The sequence below is a fragment of the Mycolicibacterium sp. lyk4-40-TYG-92 genome (assembly GCF_030209435.1).
Lineage (GTDB): Bacteria > Actinomycetota > Actinomycetes > Mycobacteriales > Mycobacteriaceae > Mycobacterium.
In genome coordinates this window covers 19,856-41,321 of the sequence record NZ_JARVRX010000002.1, presented here as the reverse complement: position 1 = coordinate 41,321, position 21,466 = coordinate 19,856, and the positions used below count along the sequence as shown (strand labels likewise).

Here is a 21,466-nt window from a genome sequence, read left to right as displayed (position 1 = left end):
CGAGGTTTCGCGCCACAACGCTCCGCCGATAGACCAGACTGGGGCCATGACGGATACCACCGCCACCCGAGTCGCGGTGTACCTCGACTTCGACAACATAGTCATTTCCCGCTACGACCAGGTCCACGGTCGCAATTCATTTCAGAAGGACAAGGCCAAGGGACTCGAACCGGACAGACTGACCCAGGCCACCGTCGACGTCGGCGCAGTGCTCGACTTCGCGTCATCGTTCGGGACGCTGGTGCTCACCCGCGCGTACGCCGACTGGTCGGCCGTCGTCAACGCGGGCTACCGCCAGCAACTGGTCGGCCGGGCCGTCGACCTCGTGCAACTCTTCCCGGCGGCCGCGTACGGCAAGAACGGCGCCGACATCCGATTGGCAGTGGACGCCGTCGAAGACATGTTCCGGTTGCCCGACCTCACCCACGTCGTCATCGCCGCCGGCGACTCGGACTACATTCCGCTGGCTCAGCGTTGCAAGCGCCTCGGCCGGTACGTGGTCGGCATCGGAGTGGCGGGCTCCTCGAGCCGCGCGCTCGCCGCCGCCTGCGACGAATTCGTCACCTACGACTCGCTGCCCGGCGTCCCGGCGCTCGAACCCTCTGCAGACCCGGCGCCGCCACGACGCTCCCGCCGCAAGACCGAGCCAGACGAACCCGAATTGCCCGACCCGCAGACCGCCGCCACCGCCCTGCTGACTCGTGCCCTGCAGATCGGGCTGGAAAAGGACGACGTCGAATGGCTGCACAACTCCGCGGTCAAGGCACAGATGAAGCGGATGGATCCGTCATTCAGCGAAAAGGCGCTGGGTTTCAAGTCTTTCAGCGACTTCCTGCGATCGCGCACCGACGTCGTCGAATTGGACGAAAGCTCGACGACGCGCTTGGTGCGGCTGAAGAATGCCCAATAGAACCCTAGAGGCGCAGTACCGCCAACAGCTCCGATAGCGCCACCGTGGCGAAACCGATCGCGGCGTCGCCGATGCCGTACGGCAGCACCAGGGTGTCGCCGTGGACCAGCGCGCCACACGAGTACACCACGTTGGGCACGTACCCGTCCTGTTCGTCGGGCGCGGGACTCAGCAGCGGCTCCGACAACCGGCCGATGATCCGGGTGGGATCATCGAGGTCGAGCAGGATCGCTCCGATCGAGTAGGTCCGCATCGGACCGACCCCGTGGGTCAGCACCAGCCATCCGGCCTCGGTCTCGATCGGTGCGCCGCAATTGCCCAATTGCACTGCCTCCCAAGCCTCTACCGGGTTCTGGCACGGCGAGGAATCGGTCCACACCGACAGCTGGTCGGAGAACGCCACCGTGTTCGATTCCCGGTCCGACCGTGACATGGCCGCGAACCGCCCGCGGATCCGGCGAGGAAAGAGCGCCAGACCCTTGTTCGCGGCAGCCGGGCCAACCATCGGCACCGAGGTGAACGACCGAAAGTCGTCGGTGGTCAGCAATTGCTGGCTGATCTCCGATCCGCTGTATGCGGTGTAGGTGGCGTAGTAGGTAGCGGCGCCGTCGTCGTCGACGAAGCGGACAAACCGCGCGTCCTCCATACCGGCCGCCTCGGCACCGGTCGCCGGCCACAAGACCCGCTCGGATATTTCTGTGGCAGAAGAGAATTCGACGGCGTAGGACCGCTCTGCGATCGCGCGCATCAGAGCGATGGTGCCGGCGGCATGTTTGCGGGTACTGCGGTGCAGTTGCAGCCTGTCCAGCTGCTCGTCCAGATCGTCGCGGGTGAACTGATCACCGAGCGCGCCGAGCACATAGTCGGCAGACTCACCGGCGTCGCCCCGCCGCACCAGCTCAGTACGGATCACGGCCGCGTCCAGCAGCGTCGGCACCACCGTTCCGGCAGTGGCGAACGGGGCCGGGTCGTCGATGGTGACCCGACCCGCGTGGTCCACGATGCCCGTACGAAAGCCGATCGAGGACCGGTGCCCCTCGCCGATCCCTCGCACACTCAGCACGAAGCGGAGGCTGCCGGCGGGCGTGCCGGACTGATCGGGGTGGGCGACGATGCTCGGGTTGCAGAGCGCGGCCGCCTCGATGGCGAACTCGTTGGTGAACGTCGCGCCCAGCAACAACATTCGGGCCTCGGAGACCTTCATACCGGGCCCCAAGCGATCGGCCAGCTCCTGCGCGTGCCGCCGAAAGGTCTCAGCCAATCCGCGGTGCCGATGATCGAACCGCACGACGACACTGTCGAGCGCCGACCGCACCTCGGCTTCATCCAGAGTCAGAATCCGGGCCAGCACCGCGCCGGCGCGGGACTCCTGGAGTTCGAAGCCTTCCTGTCCCGGCACGAACAGGCGGGTGATGACGCGCGTCGGGTCAGCTGCCAGCCGCAGTGGCAGGCGCGTGACCAGCGCCGACCGCACAGAAGTCATTACGACACACCCACAAGGCGACGAGCCTGCTGAAAAGTGGACAGCACCGCGAGGGTCGACTCAGCCCCCTGGTTGAGGTTGACGCAGTCGGCCCGCAACCCGTCGAATCCCCCGCCGGTGGTCGAATTCCACATCGGGACGCCGATGTCGTTGGCGCCCTCGAACCAGGCCGCGGCAGCGCGCACCGTGTTCGGCCAGATGGCGCTGGCATCGATGTCAGCGGCCCGGGCGCACGCGTCGGCCAACGTAGCCACCTCGATGGGTTGCTGGTCGAAGCCGGGCCGAGGTTCCCCGGCCGTCCAGCCCGCTGCCGGGCTCACCGACAAATGGCCGTCAAGGGTCTCGCAATCGATCAACCATTCCAGGAGGTCCAGGCCGCGTTGGGTGAGTGCCGAGTCCTCGAGAGTGGTGCCCGCGGCGATCATCGCCTCGGGCAGCAACGCGTTGGCGTAGGTCAGGCGCGCTTCGGGCCACGGCCAGTCGAGGTCGGTGCCCACGGCGGCAACCCCCGCGGCGTAATCGGCGATGAGTTGCCGGGCGGCCCGGTGGCCGGGGTCGACACCGAGCAACTCAGCGGCACCCAGCGCCGCAAACGCCATGGCTCTCGGCCAGACCGATCGACCTCGTGCGGCGCGCTCGAACTGCACGACCGAGAGGCTGCGGACCAGCCCGATACCGCTGTGGGCCGCGGCAGTGCCCAAGCCCCACAGGCATCTGCCCCAACAGTCTTCGAAGGCGAAGTCGTCGGTCCAGCGGCCATGGCGGTCCATCCGGTTGCGGCATCCACCGGCAAATGACTGTGCCTCATTCAGAAACCGCACCGCCAGCTTGGCCAAGGCAGTCACACCGTCGGAGGCGTCCGGTTCGCGACTGACGACGACCAGGACCCGGGCCATATCGTCGGTGCAGTAACCGTGTTCGAGCCGTGGTTCGGCGAGGCATGCGTGCTCGAAGGTGCCATGCCGATCGGTCATCGCCAGCAGATGGTCGAACTTCGGCTCCGGCGCTAACGCAGCCACGCCCGCTCCGGTCGTTTGGCCAGAATTCGTTGTGCCACTGCTTGATACGATCTGGCGACGATCGGCCACGACATCGACGGGGCCAGCCGCCTGGCTTCTGCGGCCATGGCACCGGCCAGCCGGGGCTCGGTCAGAACCGCGCGCAATGCCGAACTCAGCGCGTCGGGGTCGTCATGGCCCACCACGATGCCCGCCCCTGTCGAGAGCATTTCGACCGCGTGCGGGAAGGCCGTCGCGACGACCGGCCGACCGCAGGCGATGGTGTCCACCAGGACACCGGAGGTGGCCTGGTCGGTGGAGTCGTAGGGCAGCACGACCACCGCCGCGGACAGCATCAGCTCGATCAACGACGGCACGTCGCGGAAACTGGCATCGAACTGCACCGCGTCCGCCACCCCGATACGCTGCGCCCGCGCGATAGAGCTTTCGCGATACGCGTCACCATCAGCGGCAAGCACCTGCGGATGCGTCTCACCGGCGACCAGATAACGCGGCCGGCTGTTGAGCCGGTGCAGCGAGCCCATCGCGTCGATGACCCGCTCGACGCCTTTGCCCGGCCCCAGCAGGCCCCAGGTCAACAACGTCGGCCGGCCACCGCGCTTCGTGTAGCCGGCCGGTGGCACGGTCGCGCCATGCGGAATCGTGGTGACCTTCCGGCGATCGAAGTCGAAGCCGGCATTCAGCTGCGCTCGGGCCGCGTCAGACATCACGACGACGTGGTCGGCGAGCGTCATCACCGCCTCCAGCACGCTCCGCTGGCGCCGGGTCGGATGTTTGAGGATGGTGTGCGCCACCACGATCGACGGGACCTGCAGCCCACCGATGAGATTGACGATTTCGTCCCCGTCAGGGCCGCCGTAGATGCCGTACTCGTGCTGGATCACCGCGACGTCGCTCATGCTGAGCAGGTCGGCAGCCTCGGCAACGGATGCGGCCGACCCGTTGGTCAACTCGCCGATGACGCGGCTGTCGCCGATCGACGGTCCGTCGCCGACGCGCACCACGCTGACGTCGGCGCCGTTGGTGGCCAGCCCCCGGCTCAGGGCCGCGCTGAACGTCGCCAGCCCGCATCGCGTCGGCGGATAGGTGCTGAGCATCGCAAAGCTCGAAGCGCCGGAGTGCCAGGTAGGCAATAGCGGTGCATCTGAAAGCTGAAGGCTGGTTTGAGATTTCAAGGGTGATCCCATCGCGTGGTTGTCACCGATGTGTCCGGCGCGAGCGGCTGCTCGGGGAATTCAACGGCGAAAGGCCGACTACGCCTGGGCAGACTGGGTTCCCAACCTCTTCAACGCTACACCCCCGCGCCCATTCCAGCGGGGGCAGCGGCTGCTCCGCTGACCCGCTTTGGCCGTTTATGCAGCCCAAACGGGTGTAGAGTGGCAGGTGCAGAGGATTTCAGTTGTGTCGAGCCCAATCATCGACGGCTCCGGCGCCGACGGATCACCGTGGCCCACAACTCGCCGACGTGCCCGTCTGGGCGGTCGAACGCCAAAACCTAAGCCGCATAACGTGTTCCAGCCCGTCACCGTTATCGACGCGTTCGACGGCGAACCAGGAGCCCGGCTTCGAATGCCGGCGCGCAGTTGCACACTGCACCCGAACCAACAACAGAGAGACCTACGATGAATATCGGAAAAACCATGGCACGCAAGGCCAAACGCGCGTCGAATGCCGCCAAGAGCTATTTCGGCTTCGCTACCGCCGACTACAACCTCAACGACGAAGGAGCCGTGCAACGGGCCACCGACGCCGGTCAGGCGCGAGCCAAGATCAAGCGCGCCTTCGAGCGCTGACGCCGTCGGGCAGCGCCAGCCGGAAATTGGTCCGGAGGGTCTGCAGGTATTGCCGGGCGAGCGGGCCGGTGGTGTAGGGCACGTCGTACTTCTCGCACAGCTGACGTACCCGCACACTGATCTCCGCGTACCGGTTGCTCGGCAGATCCGGGAACAGATGATGCTCGATCTGGTAGCACAGATTGCCGCTCGAAAACGCCAGCGCACGACCGGCTTTGAAGTTCGCCGCACCGAGCATCTGGCGCAGATACCATTCCGATCTGGTCTCGGACCGCAGGACTTCCCGGTCGAACGTCTGCACGCCGTCGGGAAAATGCCCACAGAAGATCACCACGTATGACCAGAGGTTTCGCAGCAGGTTGGCTGTCGCGTTGGCGGTCACCGTGCGGCGCCAGCGGCGCAGGCTGAGCGCGGGCACGACGAGATAGTCCTTGGCCGTCTGCCGGCCGATCTTGGCCAGCATCACCTTGCGCGCAGCCCGTCTGCCGTCCTCGGAGCCCGCCCTCTCGGTTTCGGCGTGATAGCCGTGACGGGCGATTCCCCATTCGAAGACCAAGGCCAACAACAGATTTCGCAGTGGCTGCCACAGATGTTCCGGCTTCCACGGTTGATCGCGGGTTACGCGCAGCACCCCGAAACCGAGGTCGTCGTCCACCCCAACCACGTTGGTGAACACATGGTGACGGTAGTTGTGCGAATACCGCCACTGCGCCGAGGACGCCACCATGTCCCACTCCCAGGTGGTCGAGTGGATTTCCGGATCGTTCATCCAGTCCCATTGACCGTGGCTGACGTTGTGCCCGATCTCCATATTCTCAACGATTTTCGCGTACGCCAACGCCGCGGCCCCCACCAACCAGCCGGCCCTCGACCGACTGCCGGCAATGTGCAACCGGGCCACCGCGTCCAGAGTCCGCTGGAACGTGATGACGCGACGGATATACGTCGCATCCTTGACGCCGAGGGAGTCCTCCACGTCGAGCCGAATAGTGTCCAGTTCAGCGCCGAACGCCTCGACGTCTGCCGAACTCAGCCGCGCATACACGGCAATATCATTGATAGCCAAAAGAATTCCGGATCCGTCTACGTGCGGCAGCGGGATCTCTCGGCTACCTGGGCGGGTGTCATGTCCAGCCTAGGCTGCTGCGCCCGTCCGTGCCACATGTCACCCGGTCGACAACCACGCAAAAATCCAGAGTCAGCGCACAGCGACGCCGAGGCTCCGCCATTGCACGCCCATTCGCGGTGCGCGTAGGGTCGGGTTATTGGGACCATCCAGGCCCCCGAACAAAGGGGCCTGTCATGTCCGACAAATCTCCGCGCCAGAGCATGACCAAGAAATCCGGCAAGTCGCTCAAAGAGAAACGCGCGGACAAGCGCGCCAAGTCCGACCAACCGTCATCGCCGACCGACGGGGTACTGCACTCCAAGCGGCACTGAACCGCGCAGCGGTCGGCTGTACTTCACGCTGCCCACTGCGTGGCGGAATCACCGCAAGAGTGCGCGAGGGGGGACTCGAACCCCCACGCCCAAAGGACAATGGGACCTAAACCCATCTCGTCTGCCAATTCCGACACTCGCGCTCAAGCGGTGTCAGCCTACCGCCAGGCCGACGAAGGAGATCTGTCGGTGGTCCGTCTTACTTTGGCTGCGTCACGCGACCGAAGGGGGAAACCGCGTGAGATCAGCCGACGAATTCGACACCGTCCGACGACTCATCGCCGATGGGGAGAATGACTGCGCCATCGCGAGGACGACGGGAATCCCACGAACGACGGTGCGTGACTGGAGGCGAAAGACCGGCATCTGGCGCCGACAAGGAGCCGGCGATTCCGTATGCGGCGTCGACCACGACTTCACAGCCCTACCGCCAGCGGAGTACAGCTATCTGCTCGGGTTGTACCTAGGAGATGGCTGTATCTCGGATGCGCTCCGCGGCGTATGGCGGTTACGAATCGTCCTCGATGAGAAGTACCCGGCCATCATCGAGCGCTGCTGCGAAGCGATCGCTGCTGTCATCCCAGGTAAACAGGCTGGCGCGACGCAGCGCAAGGGCTGCGTCGAGGTGTACGTGTGCTCCAAGCACTGGCCGTGCCTGTTCCCACAGCACGGCCCCGGCAAGAAGCACACCCGCGCAATCGCGCTGCAACCGTGGCAGCAGGCCCTCGTCGACCAAGCCACCGAAGAATTCGTCCTCGGCCTCATCCACAGCGATGGCTGCCGCGTCGTCGCCAACGATCGCGGCGTCAAGAGCGTCCGTTATCACTTCACAAACTTGTCCGAGGACATCGTCAATCTGTTCACTGGCGCGCTGGACAAACTCGGCATCCACTGGCGCCGCTCATCGAGAAAGCAGCTCTCGATCTATCGCAAGGCCGACACCGCTCGCCTCGATGAATTCATCGGCCCCAAGTCCCGCCCGGTGCCGTGGCCATGCATCGAACGTCCGGCGTCCTAGCAGGCACGAATCGCAAACCCAAACCCGCGCGCGGTACCGTTGCCCTATGTCCACTACACGGCGTAGGAGGCCGGCGCTCATCGTGCTGGTGACCGTCGCTGCCCTGGGCTGCATGGCTCTGGCGTGGTGGCAGTGGTCGCGCTTCCAGTCAAGCGCCGGGACTTTCCAGAACCTGGGCTACGCCCTGCAGTGGCCGATGTTCGGCGCCTTCTGCTTCTACGGGTACTACAAGTTCGTCCGCTACGAAGACGAAGGCCCGGTAGCACCGGCAACCGACGAGCCCACCGAAATCCCCGAGGGCCTGCTCCCCGAGCGCCCCAAAGCCGCCAAAGACACGGCGGACCCGACCCTCAACGAATACAACGCCTACCTCGCCGAACTGGCCGAGAACGACAAACAGGACAGGACGCCCACATGACCGAGTCGCAGCCGACCACCCTGTCGAAAGACACCATCCGCAAGGCGCTGACCGCCTACCGCGTGATGGCCTGGGCGACCGGTCTCTGGCTCATCGCCCTGTGCTACGAGCTGGTCGCGCATTACATCTTCAACGACGCCAGCCTCAATTGGATCGGCATCGTCCACGGCTGGGTCTACTTCGCCTACCTGCTCTGCACATTCAATCTGGCGGTCAAGGTCCGTTGGCCGCTCGGCCAGACCATCGGCGTCCTGTTCGCCGGCACCGTCCCGCTGGTCGGCATCATCGTCGAGCACTTCCGCACCGAAGATGTGAAGAAGCGCTTCGACCTCTGACAGGTCGATACGGAGTCGCGAATGTAACCACAGGGCGGAAATCGAGCCCGAAAGCCGCCGTGGCGTTACGGTCGCGGGGCCTGCCAAACCAGCCGTCACGACGCCTGCCGCCCAGCGGGCCATACTGTGTCGGTCAGGTCGCGTGAGAGTCGGACCGTGACGTCGTCGATCGCACCCCGCGATGACCTCGCATACGCGATCCTGCGCAGCACGACGCCACTGGGATCGCGCGACGTAACGCGGATGACGAGCCAACCCATCTCGATCATCTCCTCGATCCGCGCAATGTCCTTGCGAATCTGGTCGGGGTCCATGTGGTGCCGCCCCTCGTACTCGACTGCGATCTTCAGGCCCGGCCACGCGAGGTCAACCTCGCCAATCAGCACCCCGAATTCGTTGTAGACGGGGTGCTGGCTGACCGGCCGAGGGAAGCCCGCTTTCACGATCAACAGCCGCAGCCGCGTCTCGCCTGGCGAATCGGCGCCGGGATCGACCAACCCAATCGTCAACCTGGCTTGTTTCAGTCCTCGCTGCCCAGGATGGCGTTCGATCGCGGCCCGCATGTCAGTGACAGTCAAACGCGCCGCGTGTGCCAGCGCGTCGATGGCGGCGACCGCGACGTCTTCTCGACACCTGCGGGCAAGATCGACGGCCGTGCGCAATGGCGTGGTCAGCTGCATCTCACCGATCGCGCACACCTCGTCACCATCCAATGTGTCCGCCCACACCACGATGCCGCGGGCGGGGCGGCGATTGCTGTGAATGATGTTGGCGGGCAAGGCCGCATCGATGTACCGAGCTCCATGGAGCGCGGCTGCCGAGAAGCCTGCGAGCACACCCGTGCGCCGGGAACGCAGCCATGCCGCTTTTGCGCGAATGATCGCGTTCGGGCGAGTGCCGCGAGGCACATACACGTCTTGATGCACGGCAACGAAATTCGTTCGCAATTGGTGGCGCGTCAGCGTCCCGGCAGCCAAGGCCTCGCTGCCGATGAATGGCTCCCCCATGGTGGCAGTGTGCCCAACCGAGGGCTGATGACCAAGACTCGGCGGCATTGCCCTGTGGATAGATCGGCCCACGCCGCCGCGACTGTAACCACAGGGCGGAAATCGAGCCCGAAAGCCGCCGTGGCGTTACGGTCGCGGCGGCTACACCTAGCTCAGGCGCTTGAGCACCTCGACGGCCAACTGCTCGCCGCGGTCCTCCTGCAGGAAGTGCGACGCCCCTTCTATCCGCACCTGTTCGTCGACTGTCGGGATCAGGTCGACGAACGCCTCGCCCGCGCGCGGATACGGGAACACCGGATCCTGGTCGGAGAACGCCACCAGTGCCGGCTTCTCCCACCGAGACAGCGCGTCGGTGACGGCCTTCATCTCCGTCGCGCCCGCGGCGTCCTCTGTGATGGGCACCAACAGCGGGAACTGCGCGGCGCCGGCCTTCGACTCCGCGGTCGGGAACGGCGCGTCGTAGGCCGCGACGATCCCGGGCGACAGGTCGGTCGTCGTCGCGCCTTGAATGACGAAACCGACAGGCAGATCGGGGTTCCGCTCGGCGAAATCCCGCCACGCCATGAAGCCCTTGGACACCCGGCCGGTGAACAGCCCGGTGTTGAAAATCGCCAGCGCGCCAACCTGATCCGCGTTCTCCACGGCCCAGCGCAACCCGATCGGCCCGCCCCAGTCCTGCACAACCACAGTGGCGTCCTGTAGCCCCAGCCCGCCCAGCACCCGCGTGACCAACGAGACGTGCCGGTCGTAGCTGTACCACCGGCGGTCGGTCGGCTTGTCCGAACGACCGAAGCCCGCGTAGTCGGGGACGATCACCCGATGCCCGGAGTCGACGAGCGGGCCGATCATCTTGCGGTACAGGTACGCCCACGTCGGCTCGCCGTGGAAACAGACGATGGGCTTGCCGTCACGCGGCCCCTCGTCGAGGTAGTGCATGCGCAGCCCGTCGACGTCGACGTAGTTCGGGGCGAAGTCGTAGCCCGGCAGATTCGCGAAGCGTTCGTCAGGCGTACGGAAGACCTCAGCGGTAGTCATGTCGTCAAGCTAGCCATTGTTGACCGACCGGTCAACTACCAAATACGCTGAACCCGTGCCCCGAAGTTCCGACGCCCGCGACCGCCTGGTCGCCACCGCTGCCCGCCTGTTCCTCGAACGCAGCTACCAGGCCGTCGGCGTCGACGAGCTGTGCCGCGCGACCGACATCAAGAAGGGCAGCTTCTATCACTACTTCCCGTCGAAATCGGAACTCGCCAAGGCCGTTATCGATCTACACGCCAAGGCATTTCAACGCCAGCTGACCGGCTCCCCCACCGCGACGCCGGCCGACAAGCTGCATGCCATCCCCGACGCCATCGGCGCGATCCAGTCCGCGCTCGAAGCCCAATTCGGCCGAGCCGTGGGCTGCCCGTTCGGCAACTTCGCCGCCGAACTGTCGACGACCGACGACGATCTCCGCGAACATCTGGCGCGCACCCTCAATGCGATGGAGCACCACCTGGCGGTCATCGCCACCGAGGCCGCAGCGGCCGGAGCCTTACGTCCGGGTACCGATCCAGAGCTGCTCGCGCACGCGCTGCTCGCGCAGTATCAGGGCATCATCCTGCTGGCCAAGCTGAACGATTCCGGCGTCGCGCACCTCGCCCCCGCGTTGCACGATTTCATCGACGGGTACTTGGCCGCCCCAGACGGCCGCGACGTCTAACCCGCAGCCAACTCCCGCAGCGCCGGCACCAACTGCGCCAGCGCCCGTCCGCGGTGCGACGCCGCGTCCTTCTCCGCCGGCGTCAGCTCCGCAGCCGAAACCGAACTACCGGTCGGCACGAAGATCGGGTCATAACCGAACCCGCCCGTGCCGCGCGGCTCCCGTGCGATGGTGCCCGGCCACTCACCTCGCACCACCACCGAACCCGACGAGGAGACCAACGCGCAGCACGATACGAAGGCGGCACCACGCCGCTCGTCGGGCACGTCCTGAATCTGGCCCAGCAACAGCGAAAGGTTCGCCGCATCATCCCCGTGCCGGCCAGCCCACCGGGCTGACAGCACCCCGGGCATGCCGTTCAGCGCATCGACCGACACTCCGGAATCATCTGCTACACAAGGAATTCCAGTCGCACGAAAACCGTCCGACGCCTTGGCCAACGCGTTCTCTTCAAACGTAGCCCCCGTCTCGGGCGCCTCGGGGAACGCCGGCACATCGTCCAACGACAACAACGTCAGACCCGTAATACCGGCGGCGTCCAACACCCGCCGCAACTCCACAAGCTTCTTCGCATTGCGCGAAGCGACGAGGAGCTCAGGCACCAAATGCCTTCTTCGCGGGACCCGACGGCTCCGGCAGCACACCCGGGTACGGCAGCTCCAGGGCTTCACGCTGCAGCGCGAACAACTGGTCGCACGCGGCCAGCGCGGCATCGAGAAGCTTGTCGAGCGTCGAGCGCGGGAACGTCGCGCCTTCGCCGGTGCCCTGCACCTCGACGAGGGTCCCGGTGTCGGTGGCGACGACGTTCATGTCGACCTCGGCGCGCGAGTCCTCGGTGTAGGGCAGGTCCGTGCGGACGCGGCCGTCGACCACACCGACCGACACGGCGGCGATCGCACACGACAGCGGGCGCGGATCCTTCAGGCGTCCGGCGGCGGCCAGGTAGGTCACCGCGTCTGCCAACGCCACGTAGGCACCAGTGATCGCCGCGGTGCGGGTACCGCCGTCGGCCTGCAGCACGTCGCAGTCGATGGCGATGGTGTTCTCGCCGAGGGCACTGAGGTCGATGCACGCGCGCAGCGAGCGGCCGATCAACCGGCTGATCTCCTGGGTCCGTCCACCGACTCGGCCCTTCACCGACTCGCGGTCGGAGCGGTCATGCGTGGCGGCCGGCAGCATCGCGTATTCGGCGGTGAGCCAGCCCAGACCGGAACCCTTTCGCCAGCGCGGCACCCCTTCGGATACCGAAGCGGTGCACATGACCCGCGTCTCGCCGAACTCCACCAATACCGACCCTGCCGGGTGCTTGGTGAATCCTCGGGTGATCTTTACCGGGCGGAGTTCGTCGTCAAGGCGACCGTCTTCTCGTCTGGACACCCGACAACCCTAGCGGGCCGCCGAACCGAGGGCGGCGGGTTACCGGCGGGTGATGTCGAACGACTCGTTGCACACCACGCCGTGCACGGGTCCGTCGAACTCGGCCTTGGCCTCGCTGATGACGTCCTCGCGGGAGGTCCACGGCGGGATGTGCGTCAGCAGCAACTCTTTGACGCCGGCCTCGCGGGCCGCGCGTCCAGCCTCGGTGCCGGACAGGTGCAGCTTCGGCGGACGGTCCGGCGAGTCGGTCCACGACGCCTCGCAGAGGAACACGTCGGCACCGCGGGCGAGGTCGATCAGCGCGTCGCAGTAGCCGGTGTCCGCGGAATAGACGAGGGTCGCGCCCGACGGATCGGTGAAGCGCATGCCATAGGACTCGGTCGGGTGGCACACCAGCCGCGGCGTCACGGTCAGCGAGCCGATCTCGACGTCCTGGCCGTCAACCCAGACCTGGATGTCGAAGATGTCGGTGATGTCGTCGATCTCGCCGCCCTCGGGCGACGACGCCGCACCGAGTCGGTGCCAGGTGGCCGCCGGGCCGAACATCAGCGCGCGACCAACCGGAGGATTGGGGTGATACCGACGCCAGACAAAGAGCCCGGGCAAGTCCAGACAATGGTCGGCATGCAGATGTGACAGCAATATATTTACGGCGCCCGGATCAGCATGACGCTGCAGTGCGCCGAGCACGCCACCACCGAAGTCGATGACCATCGGTGTGGTGTCCGGCGCGGTCAGCAGATAGCCCGAGGCCGGAGAATCCGGCCCACCCACGCTGCCGGAGCAACCGAGAATGGTGAGGCGCACACCCCTAGCTTGCCACGTCAACACGTCCTGCGACGAAAAGACGGCACCATTGGGCGGCCAGTTTCTCGATTGGTCCTGAAAGCGATACCGATCACGCTTCCGGCAACGGCGCGTGCGGCGAATTCGAAATTCAGCAAATTACGTCGGAATCGACGGCAGGGCCGAACCCTTACGCCGTTCGCGCGCTTCCCTTTCGGGACTGCTCAGCAAATACGCGGCGAGGACGCCCGCGATGCCACCGCACAGATGGCCCTGCCACGACACACCGAACGTCCCCGGCAGCGCGCCCCACAGCACACCCCCGTAGACGAACAACACGATGATGCCGACGACGATCTGCCACGCGTGCCGCGTGAAGAAGCCGAACACGATGAGGAACGTCAGCCAGCCGAAGATCAGGCCGGACGCCCCGATGTGGACGGACTCCACACCGCGCGGCGCGCCGATGTTGCCGATCAGCCAAGTGCCGAAGCCGCCGAGAATCCAGATGATCAGCGTCGCCCCGAGGAAGCGGCCCATGCCGGCGAGCGTCACCAGGAACCCGAGCACCAGGGCCGGGCCGGTGTTCGCGATCAGGTGCGCCCAGTCGGCGTGCAGCAGCGGCGCCCACAAGATGCCCCAGAGCCCGTCGGACTCCAGCGGGCGGATGCCGTCCTGATTCAGCTCCTGATTGTGCAGCGCATCCCAGCCTTCGATGAGCCACAGCAGCGCGACGAAGCTGACGATCGTCACCCCGCCGACCTTCCACGGCGCGGGCGGCTTCGGTTTCGACGAGGTCGTCGAAAGTTCGTAGCTCATAGGCCCAGGTTACCGGCGCAGAGCCTCAGGCGAAGGCTCCCGGCAGCAGGTCGCGGTAGGTCGGAATATCGGCGATCGACTGGGCGGCCAGCACCCCGACCATCACGGCGGTCGCGAGGGCGTCGGCGGCGGCCGCCCCGATCTCGGAGATGAGTCGGGTCTCGGGGTTCATCTGCTCCGGCGTCGCGGGGTCCGGCTCGATGTGCACCCGGCCGGTCGCGAGCGCGAAGACGGTGTCACCGTCGACGGCGGTGTGTGCCGGACGGATCGTGTGCGCCAACCCGTTGTGCGCGGCGACCGCCACCTTCTTGCAGCCGGCCGGGCTGAGCGCGGCGTCGGTCGCGACGACCGCGATCGTCGTGTTGAGCGGCTTCGGGTTCTTCACCTGGGTCGCGTACGCCTCGATCTGGTCGGGCGGCGGAGGCCGCAGCCCGAAACGGGCGATCTGGTCGGCCGACCACGGGAGCCCGGTCTGCGGGTCGACGACGTGGCCCGCCGCATTGACGATGACGAGCGCGCCGACGGTGACGCCGCTGTCCAGCGTCACCGACGCCGTGCCGAGCCCGCCCTTGAGCGCTCCGGCCCGCGCGCCCGCGCCCGCGCCGACGTTGCCGGTGGGCACTTCGGTGCCGGCGTGGTCCGCCGCCTGGTAACCGAACTCGGCCGTCGGCCGGTTGGCCCAGGCACCGACTGGCAGGTCGAAGATCACCGCGCCGGGCACGATCGGCACCCGCCCGCCTGGCATCTTCACGCCGCGGTCGTGTTCCTCAAGCCAGGTCATGACGCCGTCGGCGGCGGCGAGTCCGTAGGCGCTGCCGCCGGTGAGCACGACCGCGTCGACGTGCTGCACGCTGTTGGACGGGTCGAGCAGGTCGGTCTCGCGGGTGCCGGGCGCTCCCCCACGGACGTCGACAGCGCCGATGGTTCCCGGCGGCGCAAGGACGACGGTGGTGCCGGTGGCCCAGCCGCCGCCCAGGGTGGCGTCTTCGATGCGCTGGTGGTTGCCGACCAGGATGCCGGCGACGTCGGTGATGGCGCCCGTCACCGCTCGTCCAGCAGGCTCAGCACCAGGTACTCCTGCAGATATGTCAGCCACTGGTACACCTCCACATGCCCCGCCATCGGGTGGTCCGGCGAAAGCCGTTGCGGCCCATCGGGTCCGATGTCCAGCATGGCGCCCAGGGCCAACCGGACGTCGTTGATCGCGGTGGCCCAGGCCTCAGCCTGCTGTTCGGTCAGCTCGAATTTTCCGGCCGGGTCCGGCAGCGAATCCAGAAGCCCCTGGGCGGCTTGGCGTTTGGCGTCGACGATGGTGGGCTCGTGCAGGCTGCGCAGGGCACCGTTGAGGCGCTCGCCGGCGGCGCGGCCGTCCGGATGCTGGGCCGGATCGTGGTAGAAGTCCGGCAGCAGCCGGCGCATGGTGTCGTCGTCGGGGGCCTGCGCCGGCCCGACCTTCATGCCGGTCAGCTCGGCGAGTTCGTCACGCGGTGAGGAGGATTCGCGGTCGTCGAGCATCTCGATGAGCGAGCCGACGAGGTTCCTGAGCATCGTGACTTCATGCGATTCCAAGCCGGATTTGATCCGCACGCCCGACGACGTGTTGACCCGCTTCCACTTGCGCACCGCTCAGCGGTCCTGCTGCATGGTTGCCCACAGTCCGGCTGCGTGCAGTTTGGTGACGTCGACCTCCATCGACTCCCGGCTGCCCGCCGAGACGACGGCCTTGCCCTCGGTGTGCACCTGCATCATCAGCTCGGTGGCGCGCACCTCGCTGTAACCGAAGAGCTTCTGGAAGACATACGTCACATAGGTCATCAGATTCACGGGGTCGTCCCAGACGATGGTCACCCACGGACTGTCCAGGCCGGCCACCTCTTCGACATCAGTCGCGGGGCTCGTCCGCGCGACTACCGCCGACGAGCTGGCACCCAGAACCATGAGCCCAGAATAGCCGGGTGGTCGCGGGTCGCAGAACCAGTACGGTGAGGTCTGTGACCGCCGCGTTGCTGACCGACAAATACGAGCTCACGATGCTCGCTGCCGCCCTGCGCGACGGCACCGCACATCGTCGCGCGTCGTTCGAAGTGTTTGCCAGGAGACTGCCCTTCGGTCGCCGATACGGCGTGGTCGCCGGGACCGCGCGGTTCCTCTCGGCCCTCGCCGAGTTCCGGTTCGACGACGCCGCGCTCGCCTCACTGGACTTCTTGGACGCCGAGACGCTGCGCTGGCTGGCCGACTACGAGTTCCGCGGCGACATCGACGGCTACCCCGAGGGTGAGCTGTACTTTCCGGATTCCCCGGTGCTGTCGATCCACGGCACGTTCGCCGAGTGCGTGATCCTCGAGACCCTGGTGCTGTCGATCTTCAATCACGACACCGCGATCGCCTCGGCCGCTGCCCGCATGGTCAGCGCCGCGAGCGGCCGGCCGCTGATCGAGATGGGCTCACGGCGCACGCATGAGCACGCGGCTGTCGCGGCCGCGCGCGCGGCGTACATCGCCGGTTTCTTCGCGTCCTCGAACCTGGAGGCCCAGCGGACCTACGGCGTCCCCGCACGGGGCACCAGCGCGCACGCCTTCACCCTGGTGCACACCGCGACCAGCGGCCCCGACGAGGTCGCCGCGTTCCGCGCCCAGGTCGATGCGCTGGGCGTCGGGACGACGCTGCTGGTAGACACCTACGACATCACTCAGGGCGTGGCCAACGCCGTCGCCGTGGCCGGGCCCGAGCTGGGCGCGGTGCGCATCGACTCCGGCGACCTCGGCGTCATGGCCCGCCAGGTGCGTGACCAACTCGACGGCTTGGGCGCGAACAAGACCCGCATCGTGGTGTCCGGCGACCTCGACGAGTACTCGATCGCCGGTCTCGCCGCCGCGCCGGTCGACGTCTACGGCGTCGGTACGTCGGTGGTCACGGGATCCGGTGCGCCGACCGCGTCGATGGTCTACAAGCTGGTCGAGGTCGACGGCATGCCTGTGGCAAAACGCAGCAGCCACAAGGAATCTCACGGCGGCCGCAAGGCGGCACGGCGGCTGGCGAAGGAGTCGGGAACCATCGTCGAAGAGGTGGTACACCCCGCCGACTCGGTTCCCGACGACGACGGCCGGGTGTTGACGGTGCCGCTGGCCCGTTCGGGTTCCGTCGTGTACGACTCGTCACTGGACGACGCCCGCGCACGCGTCGCCGCCGGCCTGCACAGCCTGCCGTGGGACGGGCTGAAGCTCTCCGCCGGCGAACCCGCCATCCCGACCCGACTGGTGGGCGCGTGAAGACGGACGCGACAAACGTTTCCGGGCTGCTGTCCATCGCGGTATCCGCCCTCGGCGGTGCCGAACGCAGCGGCCAGATCGAGATGGCCGAGGCCGTCGGCAACGCCTTCGACAAGGGTGAGCACCTGGCCGTCCAGGCCGGAACCGGCACTGGAAAGTCGTTGGCGTACCTGGTCCCATCGATCGCGCACGCCATCGCATCGAATCAGCCGGTGGTGGTGTCGACGGCCACCATCGCACTGCAACGCCAGTTGGTCGACCGCGACCTGCCCCGCCTGGCCGACGCACTGGCCCCGCATCTGCCCCGCCGGCCCGAGTTCGCATTGCTCAAAGGCCGCGGAAACTACCTGTGCCTGAACAAGGTTCACAGCGGCGCCTCCGTCGAGGAAGACCTCCCGCAGGAGGAGCTGTTCAACCCCGTCGCCGCGTCGGCATTGGGCCGCGACGTCAAACGGCTCATCGAGTGGTCGTCGGACACCGAGAGCGGCGACCGCGACGAGGTGGTGCCCGGCGTGCTGGACCGCGCCTGGTCGCAGGTCAGCGTCGGCGCGCGCGAATGCATCGGCGCCACCCGGTGCCCTTACGGCACAGACTGTTTCGCCGAGAAGGCCCGCGCCAAGGCCGGTGCGGTCGACGTCATCGTCACCAACCACGCGCTGTTGGCCATCGACGCCATCTCCGAGGTCAACGTGCTACCCGAGCACCAGCTGCTGGTGGTCGACGAGGCCCACGAGCTCGTCGACCGCGTGACCAGCGTGGCCACCGGCGAGCTGTCCGCCACGTCCATGGCGGTGACGCTCCGGCGGGCCTCCCGGTTGGTGGAACCTGAACTGGCAGAACGCCTCGAGGCCGCCATCGCTACGCTGGGTTCAGCGATCCACGACATGGAACCCGGCCGCATCGACGTGCTCGACGACGAGCTGGCGACCTACCTGACGGTGGTCCGCGACTCCACCGACAAGGTCAAGATGGCGATCGATGCCACGCCCTCGGATCCCACCGCGGCGGCCGCGCGCAGCGAGGCCGTCACCGCACTGACCGATCTGAGCGACACCGCGTCGCGCATCATCGACTCGTTCGTGCCGGCCATCCCCGACCGCTACGACGTGGTGTGGCTGGATCGCGAAGAGTCCAGGGGCTCAGTGCGATACATCCTGCGCGTCGCGCCGTTGTCGGTGGCCGGGCTGCTCCGTGGCCGGCTGTTCGGCGAGGTGACCGCGGTGCTGACCTCCGCAACGCTGACCATCGGCGGGCGCTTCGAATCGATGGCCCGGGCGTGGGGTTTGTCGGTGCCCGAGGATTCGACCGCGACACCGCCGAAGTGGAAGGGCATGGACGTGGGATCGCCCTTTTCCCATGCCAAGTCGGGCATCCTGTACGTCGCCAAGCACCTGCCTCCGCCGGGCCGCGATGCCGCGGCGCCGGAACAGCTCGACGAGATCTACGAGCTGATCACCGCCGCCGGCGGACGCACCCTCGGGCTGTTCTCGTCGATGCGGGCCGCGAAGACCGCCGCCGAGATCATGCGCGAGCGCCTGGAGACCCCGGTGCTCTGTCAGGGCGACGACTCGACGTCAACCCTGGTGCGCCACTTCACCGACGACGCCGAGACCTCGTTGTTCGGCACGCTGTCGCTGTGGCAGGGTGTCGACGTGCCGGGACCGTCGCTGTCGCTGGTGATCATCGACCGAATTCCGTTCCCCCGCCCCGACGATCCGCTGTTGACCGCGCGGCAGCGGGCCATCGCAGCACGCGGCGGCAACGGGTTCATGGCGGTGGCGGCATCGCACGCGGCGCTGTTGTTGGCGCAGGGCGCCGGACGGCTGCTGCGCAGTGTCAACGACCGCGGAGTCATCGCCATCCTGGATTCGCGGATGGCGACGGCCCGCTACGGCGGATTCCTGCAGTCGTCCCTGCCGCCGTACTGGTCGACCACCGACCCGGTGCGGGTGCGCAGCGCACTGGAGCGGTTGGCCGCGTCGAGCTGAGGCGGCCGATTCACCCGCGGCCCCTCCACCCGACGCCCCTCCACGCGCGGCCGATCCACCCGACGCCCCTCCACGCGCGGCCGATCCACCCGACGCCCCTCCCCGCGACGCCCCTCCACGCGACGCCGGAGCTCTCTGCTCACCACATCGCGCCGAGACCTGTCAGCCGAGGCTGACATCGTCACCACATGTTGACAATGTCAGCTTCAGCTGACGGGTCCAGATCGCACATGCCGCAGGTAGAGCCGACACGCCCGGCCTCGTCGCCCGACGCCGGGCCCACATCCCGACGCCGGGCTCACATCCCGACGCCGGGCTCACACCGCGACGCCCGCGCTCACATCCCACGCAACCGCGCGACGTGCTCGCGCTGCAATTCGGCTGCGTTCGTGAGGAATTCGGTGATCAACTCCAGTTGCTTGGCGCTGTAGCGGCTGAGCAAGGTGCGCTCCCCGTCGTCGACCAACGGGCCGATCAGCTCAAAGGCCCGCTCTCGGGCGACATCCGTGACGTGGACCAGGAGCTTGCGCCGGTCACTGGGGTGCGCTGTGCGCGTGACGTACCCGACCTTCTCCAAACGGTCGAGCATCGTCGTGGCGCTGCCGGTGGTGAGGCCCAGCCGGTCGGCCAACTCGCGTGGAGTGACACCCGTCGCTTCCTGGATCAGGATCTCCAGGCATCGCGCGTCCGTCGTGTTGATGCCAAGCAGGCGCGCGACCTCGCGGTCGAAGTCATCGACTGCGGCTTGGTAGGCCTGCACCGCCGCACCCAAACGATCTGCCATCAGATTTTCGCTTGACAATCGAGCGATCCACCTTTCATCCTATTGCTTGACTATCAAGCTATCTGATTGTCGAGCTATCCGAGCGCGAACCAAGGAACACGCATGACCGAAGCACTCATCATCGGCGCCGGGGTCGCCGGCCCGGTGCTGGCCATCGCGCTGCAGCGGGTGGGTATCGACGCCCACGTCTACGAACGCTCGCCGTCCGGCGCCGACCTGCGCGGAGCCTGGCTGAACTTTCAGGCCAACGGCATGGACGCGCTGCGTGCCGTCGATGCGGCCGGACCGCTCCAGGACCTGGGTTACCCGAACGACACGATCAGCTTCATCACGGGCCACGGCAAGAAGCTAGGCCGCATCCCCATGGCCGCACCACGTCGGGACGGGCAACTGTCGGTCATGATGCGTCGCGCCGACCTCTACCGCGAACTCAATACCCTGGCCGCGGCACGTGGCGCCCGATACCACTACGGCAAGGAATTCGTCTCCGCAACAACGGCTTCCGACGGCCGCGTCCAGGCTCAGTTCGCCGACGGCAGCACCGCTACCGGGGATCTGCTCATTGGCTGCGACGGCATCCACTCCACGGTGCGCCGCGTCCTCGATCCGGCGGCACGGGCGTCCCGCTACGTGCCGGTGCTCAACGTCGGCGGTTACCTCCCCGACTTCACCGTCGACGTGCCGCCCCGGGAATTCCGGATGCAGTTCGGCACCCGCTGCTTCTTCGCCTGGTTTCCCACCCCGGACGGCGGCACCGTCTGGTTCGCCAATCCGCCGATGGCCCACGAGCCGGAACGCGGCGCATTGTCCGACATGACCGATGCCGAATGGCGAAAATGGCTGCACCAGTTGATGTCCGGAGATGCCGGGCCGGCCCACGACATCATCGACGCCGCGCCCGGTCCGATGGTCGGGTGGGCCACGTACGACCTGCCGGTGGTGAAGCGCTGGCACAACCACCGCAACCAGATCATCATCGGTGACGCCGCCCATGCCACCGCGCCATCGGCCGGTCAGGGCGCGTCGATGTCCGTCGAAGACGCCGTGATTCTCGCGCAGTGTCTGCGCGATTGCCCGGACACCCCAACGGCATTCACGACTTTCGAATCGCTGCGCCGGCGCCGGGTCGAGAAGATCGTCCGGCACGGGCACCGGTCGGCCAACAGCAAGGCCGCAGGCCCGGTGGGGCGGCTGCTGCGTGATCTGATCCTGCCCTTGGTGTTTCGGCAGGCTGCGAAAAACGGTGGTCGCTCGATGATGTGGCTGCAGGGCCACCACATCGACTTCGACAAGGCGATCCAGCCGGTGTCGGCCTAGG

The 21,466-nt window shown here is 67.0% G+C and carries 24 protein-coding genes and 1 tRNA gene; 10 read left to right on the top strand and 15 right to left on the bottom strand.

Features of this window, described 5'->3' with window-relative positions; genetic code table 11:
* Positions 1–46 precede the first annotated feature (46 nt).
* A complete protein-coding gene (locus QRN63_RS04970; protein ID WP_285029759.1) occupies positions 47–910 on the top strand; it encodes an NYN domain-containing protein in 864 nt (287 codons plus the stop codon).
* Positions 911–914: 4 nt separating this feature from the next.
* Here the strand turns inward: QRN63_RS04970 and QRN63_RS04965 are convergent, their stop codons facing one another.
* From QRN63_RS04965 to QRN63_RS04955, 3 genes are read right to left on the bottom strand one after another with little or no spacing between them, the layout of a single operon-like run.
* Complete coding sequence (locus tag QRN63_RS04965; RefSeq protein ID WP_285029758.1) at positions 915–2,393, bottom strand: glycoside hydrolase family 130 protein; 1,479 nt, start codon at positions 2,391–2,393, stop codon at positions 915–917.
* Positions 2,393–3,412: a glycosyltransferase gene (locus QRN63_RS04960; protein ID WP_502888088.1), complete on the bottom strand. Its 1,020-nt coding sequence runs from the start codon at positions 3,410–3,412 to the stop codon at positions 2,393–2,395. The genes QRN63_RS04965 and QRN63_RS04960 overlap by 1 nt, the downstream gene beginning before the upstream one ends.
* On the bottom strand, positions 3,400–4,509 hold the full coding sequence (locus tag QRN63_RS04955) for a glycosyltransferase (protein ID WP_285029757.1): 1,110 nt from the start codon (positions 4,507–4,509) through the stop codon (positions 3,400–3,402). Before QRN63_RS04955 ends, QRN63_RS04960 begins: the two co-directional genes overlap by 13 nt.
* Positions 4,510–5,034: 525 nt before the next feature.
* Here QRN63_RS04955 and QRN63_RS04950 point away from each other — a divergent pair.
* Complete coding sequence (locus QRN63_RS04950; RefSeq protein WP_285029756.1) at positions 5,035–5,205, top strand: hypothetical protein; 171 nt, start codon at positions 5,035–5,037, stop codon at positions 5,203–5,205.
* Here QRN63_RS04950 and QRN63_RS04945 read toward each other — a convergent pair.
* Positions 5,183–6,271 carry a fatty acid desaturase family protein gene (locus QRN63_RS04945; RefSeq protein ID WP_285029755.1) on the bottom strand — a complete coding sequence of 363 codons (1,089 nt, stop codon included), beginning with the start codon at positions 6,269–6,271 and terminating at the stop codon, positions 5,183–5,185. The genes QRN63_RS04950 and QRN63_RS04945 overlap by 23 nt on opposite strands.
* 236 nt (positions 6,272–6,507) lie before the next feature.
* Between QRN63_RS04945 and QRN63_RS04940 the strand changes: the two genes are divergently transcribed.
* Positions 6,508–6,645 (top strand): hypothetical protein, encoded by a 138-nt coding sequence (locus tag QRN63_RS04940; RefSeq protein ID WP_285029754.1) that lies wholly within the window; start codon positions 6,508–6,510, stop codon positions 6,643–6,645.
* 60 nt (positions 6,646–6,705) lie between these two features.
* On the opposite strand, the gene QRN63_RS04935 is transcribed toward QRN63_RS04940, so the two are convergent.
* Positions 6,706–6,788, bottom strand: a tRNA-Leu gene (locus QRN63_RS04935).
* 95 nt (positions 6,789–6,883) lie between these two features.
* Here QRN63_RS04935 and QRN63_RS04930 point away from each other — a divergent pair.
* Genes QRN63_RS04930 through QRN63_RS04920 form a run of 3 tightly spaced genes read left to right on the top strand, consistent with a single transcriptional unit; the run spans position 6,884 to position 8,416 of the window.
* Positions 6,884–7,663 (top strand): helix-turn-helix domain-containing protein, encoded by a 780-nt coding sequence (locus QRN63_RS04930; protein WP_285029753.1) that lies wholly within the window; start codon positions 6,884–6,886, stop codon positions 7,661–7,663.
* Positions 7,664–7,709: 46 nt separating this feature from the next.
* A complete protein-coding gene (locus QRN63_RS04925; RefSeq protein WP_285029752.1) occupies positions 7,710–8,081 on the top strand; it encodes a hypothetical protein in 372 nt (123 codons plus the stop codon).
* The gene (locus QRN63_RS04920; RefSeq protein WP_029119231.1) at positions 8,078–8,416 is read left to right on the top strand and encodes a DUF3817 domain-containing protein; all 339 of its coding nucleotides are present in this window, start codon (positions 8,078–8,080) and stop codon (positions 8,414–8,416) included. Before QRN63_RS04925 ends, QRN63_RS04920 begins: the two co-directional genes overlap by 4 nt.
* 95 nt (positions 8,417–8,511) lie before the next feature.
* Here the strand turns inward: QRN63_RS04920 and QRN63_RS04915 are convergent, their stop codons facing one another.
* Together QRN63_RS04915 and QRN63_RS04910 are read right to left on the bottom strand one after the other, a co-directional pair.
* The gene (locus QRN63_RS04915) at positions 8,512–9,423 is read right to left on the bottom strand and encodes an endonuclease domain-containing protein (RefSeq protein WP_285029748.1); all 912 of its coding nucleotides are present in this window, start codon (positions 9,421–9,423) and stop codon (positions 8,512–8,514) included.
* 147 nt (positions 9,424–9,570) lie between these two features.
* Complete coding sequence (locus QRN63_RS04910) at positions 9,571–10,458, bottom strand: haloalkane dehalogenase (protein WP_285029746.1); 888 nt, start codon at positions 10,456–10,458, stop codon at positions 9,571–9,573.
* Positions 10,459–10,513: 55 nt separating this feature from the next.
* Here QRN63_RS04910 and QRN63_RS04905 point away from each other — a divergent pair, with 55 nt between their 5' ends.
* Positions 10,514–11,125, top strand: a complete 612-nt coding sequence (locus tag QRN63_RS04905; RefSeq protein ID WP_285029744.1) for a TetR/AcrR family transcriptional regulator — start codon at positions 10,514–10,516, stop codon at positions 11,123–11,125.
* Here QRN63_RS04905 and rdgB read toward each other — a convergent pair.
* The 7 genes from rdgB to clpS form a co-directional block, all read right to left on the bottom strand.
* Positions 11,122–11,730, bottom strand: coding sequence for an RdgB/HAM1 family non-canonical purine NTP pyrophosphatase (gene rdgB / locus QRN63_RS04900; RefSeq protein ID WP_285029742.1), 609 nt, complete (start codon positions 11,728–11,730; stop codon positions 11,122–11,124). The genes QRN63_RS04905 and rdgB overlap by 4 nt on opposite strands.
* Complete coding sequence (rph, locus tag QRN63_RS04895) at positions 11,720–12,502, bottom strand: ribonuclease PH (RefSeq protein WP_133763829.1); 783 nt, start codon at positions 12,500–12,502, stop codon at positions 11,720–11,722. The genes rdgB and rph overlap by 11 nt, the downstream gene beginning before the upstream one ends.
* Before the next feature lie 39 nt (positions 12,503–12,541).
* Entirely contained in the window at positions 12,542–13,309 is a 768-nt protein-coding gene (locus QRN63_RS04890; RefSeq protein WP_285029736.1) for a cyclic nucleotide-degrading phosphodiesterase, read from the bottom strand.
* A 138-nt stretch (positions 13,310–13,447) separates the two neighbouring features.
* The gene (locus QRN63_RS04885) at positions 13,448–14,107 is read right to left on the bottom strand and encodes a rhomboid family intramembrane serine protease (RefSeq protein ID WP_285029734.1); all 660 of its coding nucleotides are present in this window, start codon (positions 14,105–14,107) and stop codon (positions 13,448–13,450) included.
* 25 nt (positions 14,108–14,132) lie between these two features.
* Positions 14,133–15,152, bottom strand: a complete 1,020-nt coding sequence (locus QRN63_RS04880) for a P1 family peptidase (protein ID WP_285029732.1) — start codon at positions 15,150–15,152, stop codon at positions 14,133–14,135.
* Positions 15,149–15,730: an oxidative stress transcriptional regulator AosR gene (gene aosR, locus QRN63_RS04875; protein WP_285029730.1), complete on the bottom strand. Its 582-nt coding sequence runs from the start codon at positions 15,728–15,730 to the stop codon at positions 15,149–15,151. Before aosR ends, QRN63_RS04880 begins: the two co-directional genes overlap by 4 nt.
* 3 nt (positions 15,731–15,733) lie before the next feature.
* Positions 15,734–16,045, bottom strand: a complete 312-nt coding sequence (gene clpS, locus QRN63_RS04870; protein WP_285029728.1) for an ATP-dependent Clp protease adapter ClpS — start codon at positions 16,043–16,045, stop codon at positions 15,734–15,736.
* Positions 16,046–16,098: 53 nt separating this feature from the next.
* On the opposite strand from clpS, the gene QRN63_RS04865 reads away from it, so the two are divergent.
* Both QRN63_RS04865 and QRN63_RS04860 read left to right on the top strand, forming a co-directional pair.
* Positions 16,099–17,376: a nicotinate phosphoribosyltransferase gene (locus QRN63_RS04865; RefSeq protein WP_502888087.1), complete on the top strand. Its 1,278-nt coding sequence runs from the start codon at positions 16,099–16,101 to the stop codon at positions 17,374–17,376.
* On the top strand, positions 17,373–19,364 hold the full coding sequence (locus QRN63_RS04860; RefSeq protein ID WP_285029725.1) for an ATP-dependent DNA helicase: 1,992 nt from the start codon (positions 17,373–17,375) through the stop codon (positions 19,362–19,364). The genes QRN63_RS04865 and QRN63_RS04860 overlap by 4 nt, the downstream gene beginning before the upstream one ends.
* 337 nt (positions 19,365–19,701) lie before the next feature.
* Here QRN63_RS04860 and QRN63_RS04855 read toward each other — a convergent pair whose 3' ends face one another.
* Positions 19,702–20,148, bottom strand: coding sequence for a MarR family transcriptional regulator (locus tag QRN63_RS04855; RefSeq protein WP_285029724.1), 447 nt, complete (start codon positions 20,146–20,148; stop codon positions 19,702–19,704).
* A gap of 102 nt (positions 20,149–20,250) precedes the next feature.
* Between QRN63_RS04855 and QRN63_RS04850 the strand changes: the two genes are divergently transcribed.
* Complete coding sequence (locus QRN63_RS04850) at positions 20,251–21,465, top strand: FAD-dependent oxidoreductase (protein WP_285029722.1); 1,215 nt, start codon at positions 20,251–20,253, stop codon at positions 21,463–21,465.
* Position 21,466: the final 1 nt, after the last annotated feature.

Coding starts and splice junctions, on each gene's coding strand:
- QRN63_RS04970 (WP_285029759.1), top strand. CDS start 47: ATGACGGATACCACCGCCACCCGAGTCGCGGTGTACCTCGACTTCGAC.
- QRN63_RS04965 (WP_285029758.1), bottom strand. CDS start 2,393: ATGACTTCTGTGCGGTCGGCGCTGGTCACGCGCCTGCCACTGCGGCTG.
- QRN63_RS04955 (WP_285029757.1), bottom strand. CDS start 4,509: ATGCTCAGCACCTATCCGCCGACGCGATGCGGGCTGGCGACGTTCAGC.
- QRN63_RS04950 (WP_285029756.1), top strand. CDS start 5,035: ATGAATATCGGAAAAACCATGGCACGCAAGGCCAAACGCGCGTCGAAT.
- QRN63_RS04940 (WP_285029754.1), top strand. CDS start 6,508: ATGTCCGACAAATCTCCGCGCCAGAGCATGACCAAGAAATCCGGCAAG.
- QRN63_RS04925 (WP_285029752.1), top strand. CDS start 7,710: ATGTCCACTACACGGCGTAGGAGGCCGGCGCTCATCGTGCTGGTGACC.
- QRN63_RS04920 (WP_029119231.1), top strand. CDS start 8,078: ATGACCGAGTCGCAGCCGACCACCCTGTCGAAAGACACCATCCGCAAG.
- QRN63_RS04915 (WP_285029748.1), bottom strand. CDS start 9,423: ATGGGGGAGCCATTCATCGGCAGCGAGGCCTTGGCTGCCGGGACGCTG.
- QRN63_RS04910 (WP_285029746.1), bottom strand. CDS start 10,458: ATGACTACCGCTGAGGTCTTCCGTACGCCTGACGAACGCTTCGCGAAT.
- QRN63_RS04885 (WP_285029734.1), bottom strand. CDS start 14,107: ATGAGCTACGAACTTTCGACGACCTCGTCGAAACCGAAGCCGCCCGCG.
- clpS (WP_285029728.1), bottom strand. CDS start 16,045: ATGGTTCTGGGTGCCAGCTCGTCGGCGGTAGTCGCGCGGACGAGCCCC.
- QRN63_RS04855 (WP_285029724.1), bottom strand. CDS start 20,148: ATGGCAGATCGTTTGGGTGCGGCGGTGCAGGCCTACCAAGCCGCAGTC.
- QRN63_RS04850 (WP_285029722.1), top strand. CDS start 20,251: ATGACCGAAGCACTCATCATCGGCGCCGGGGTCGCCGGCCCGGTGCTG.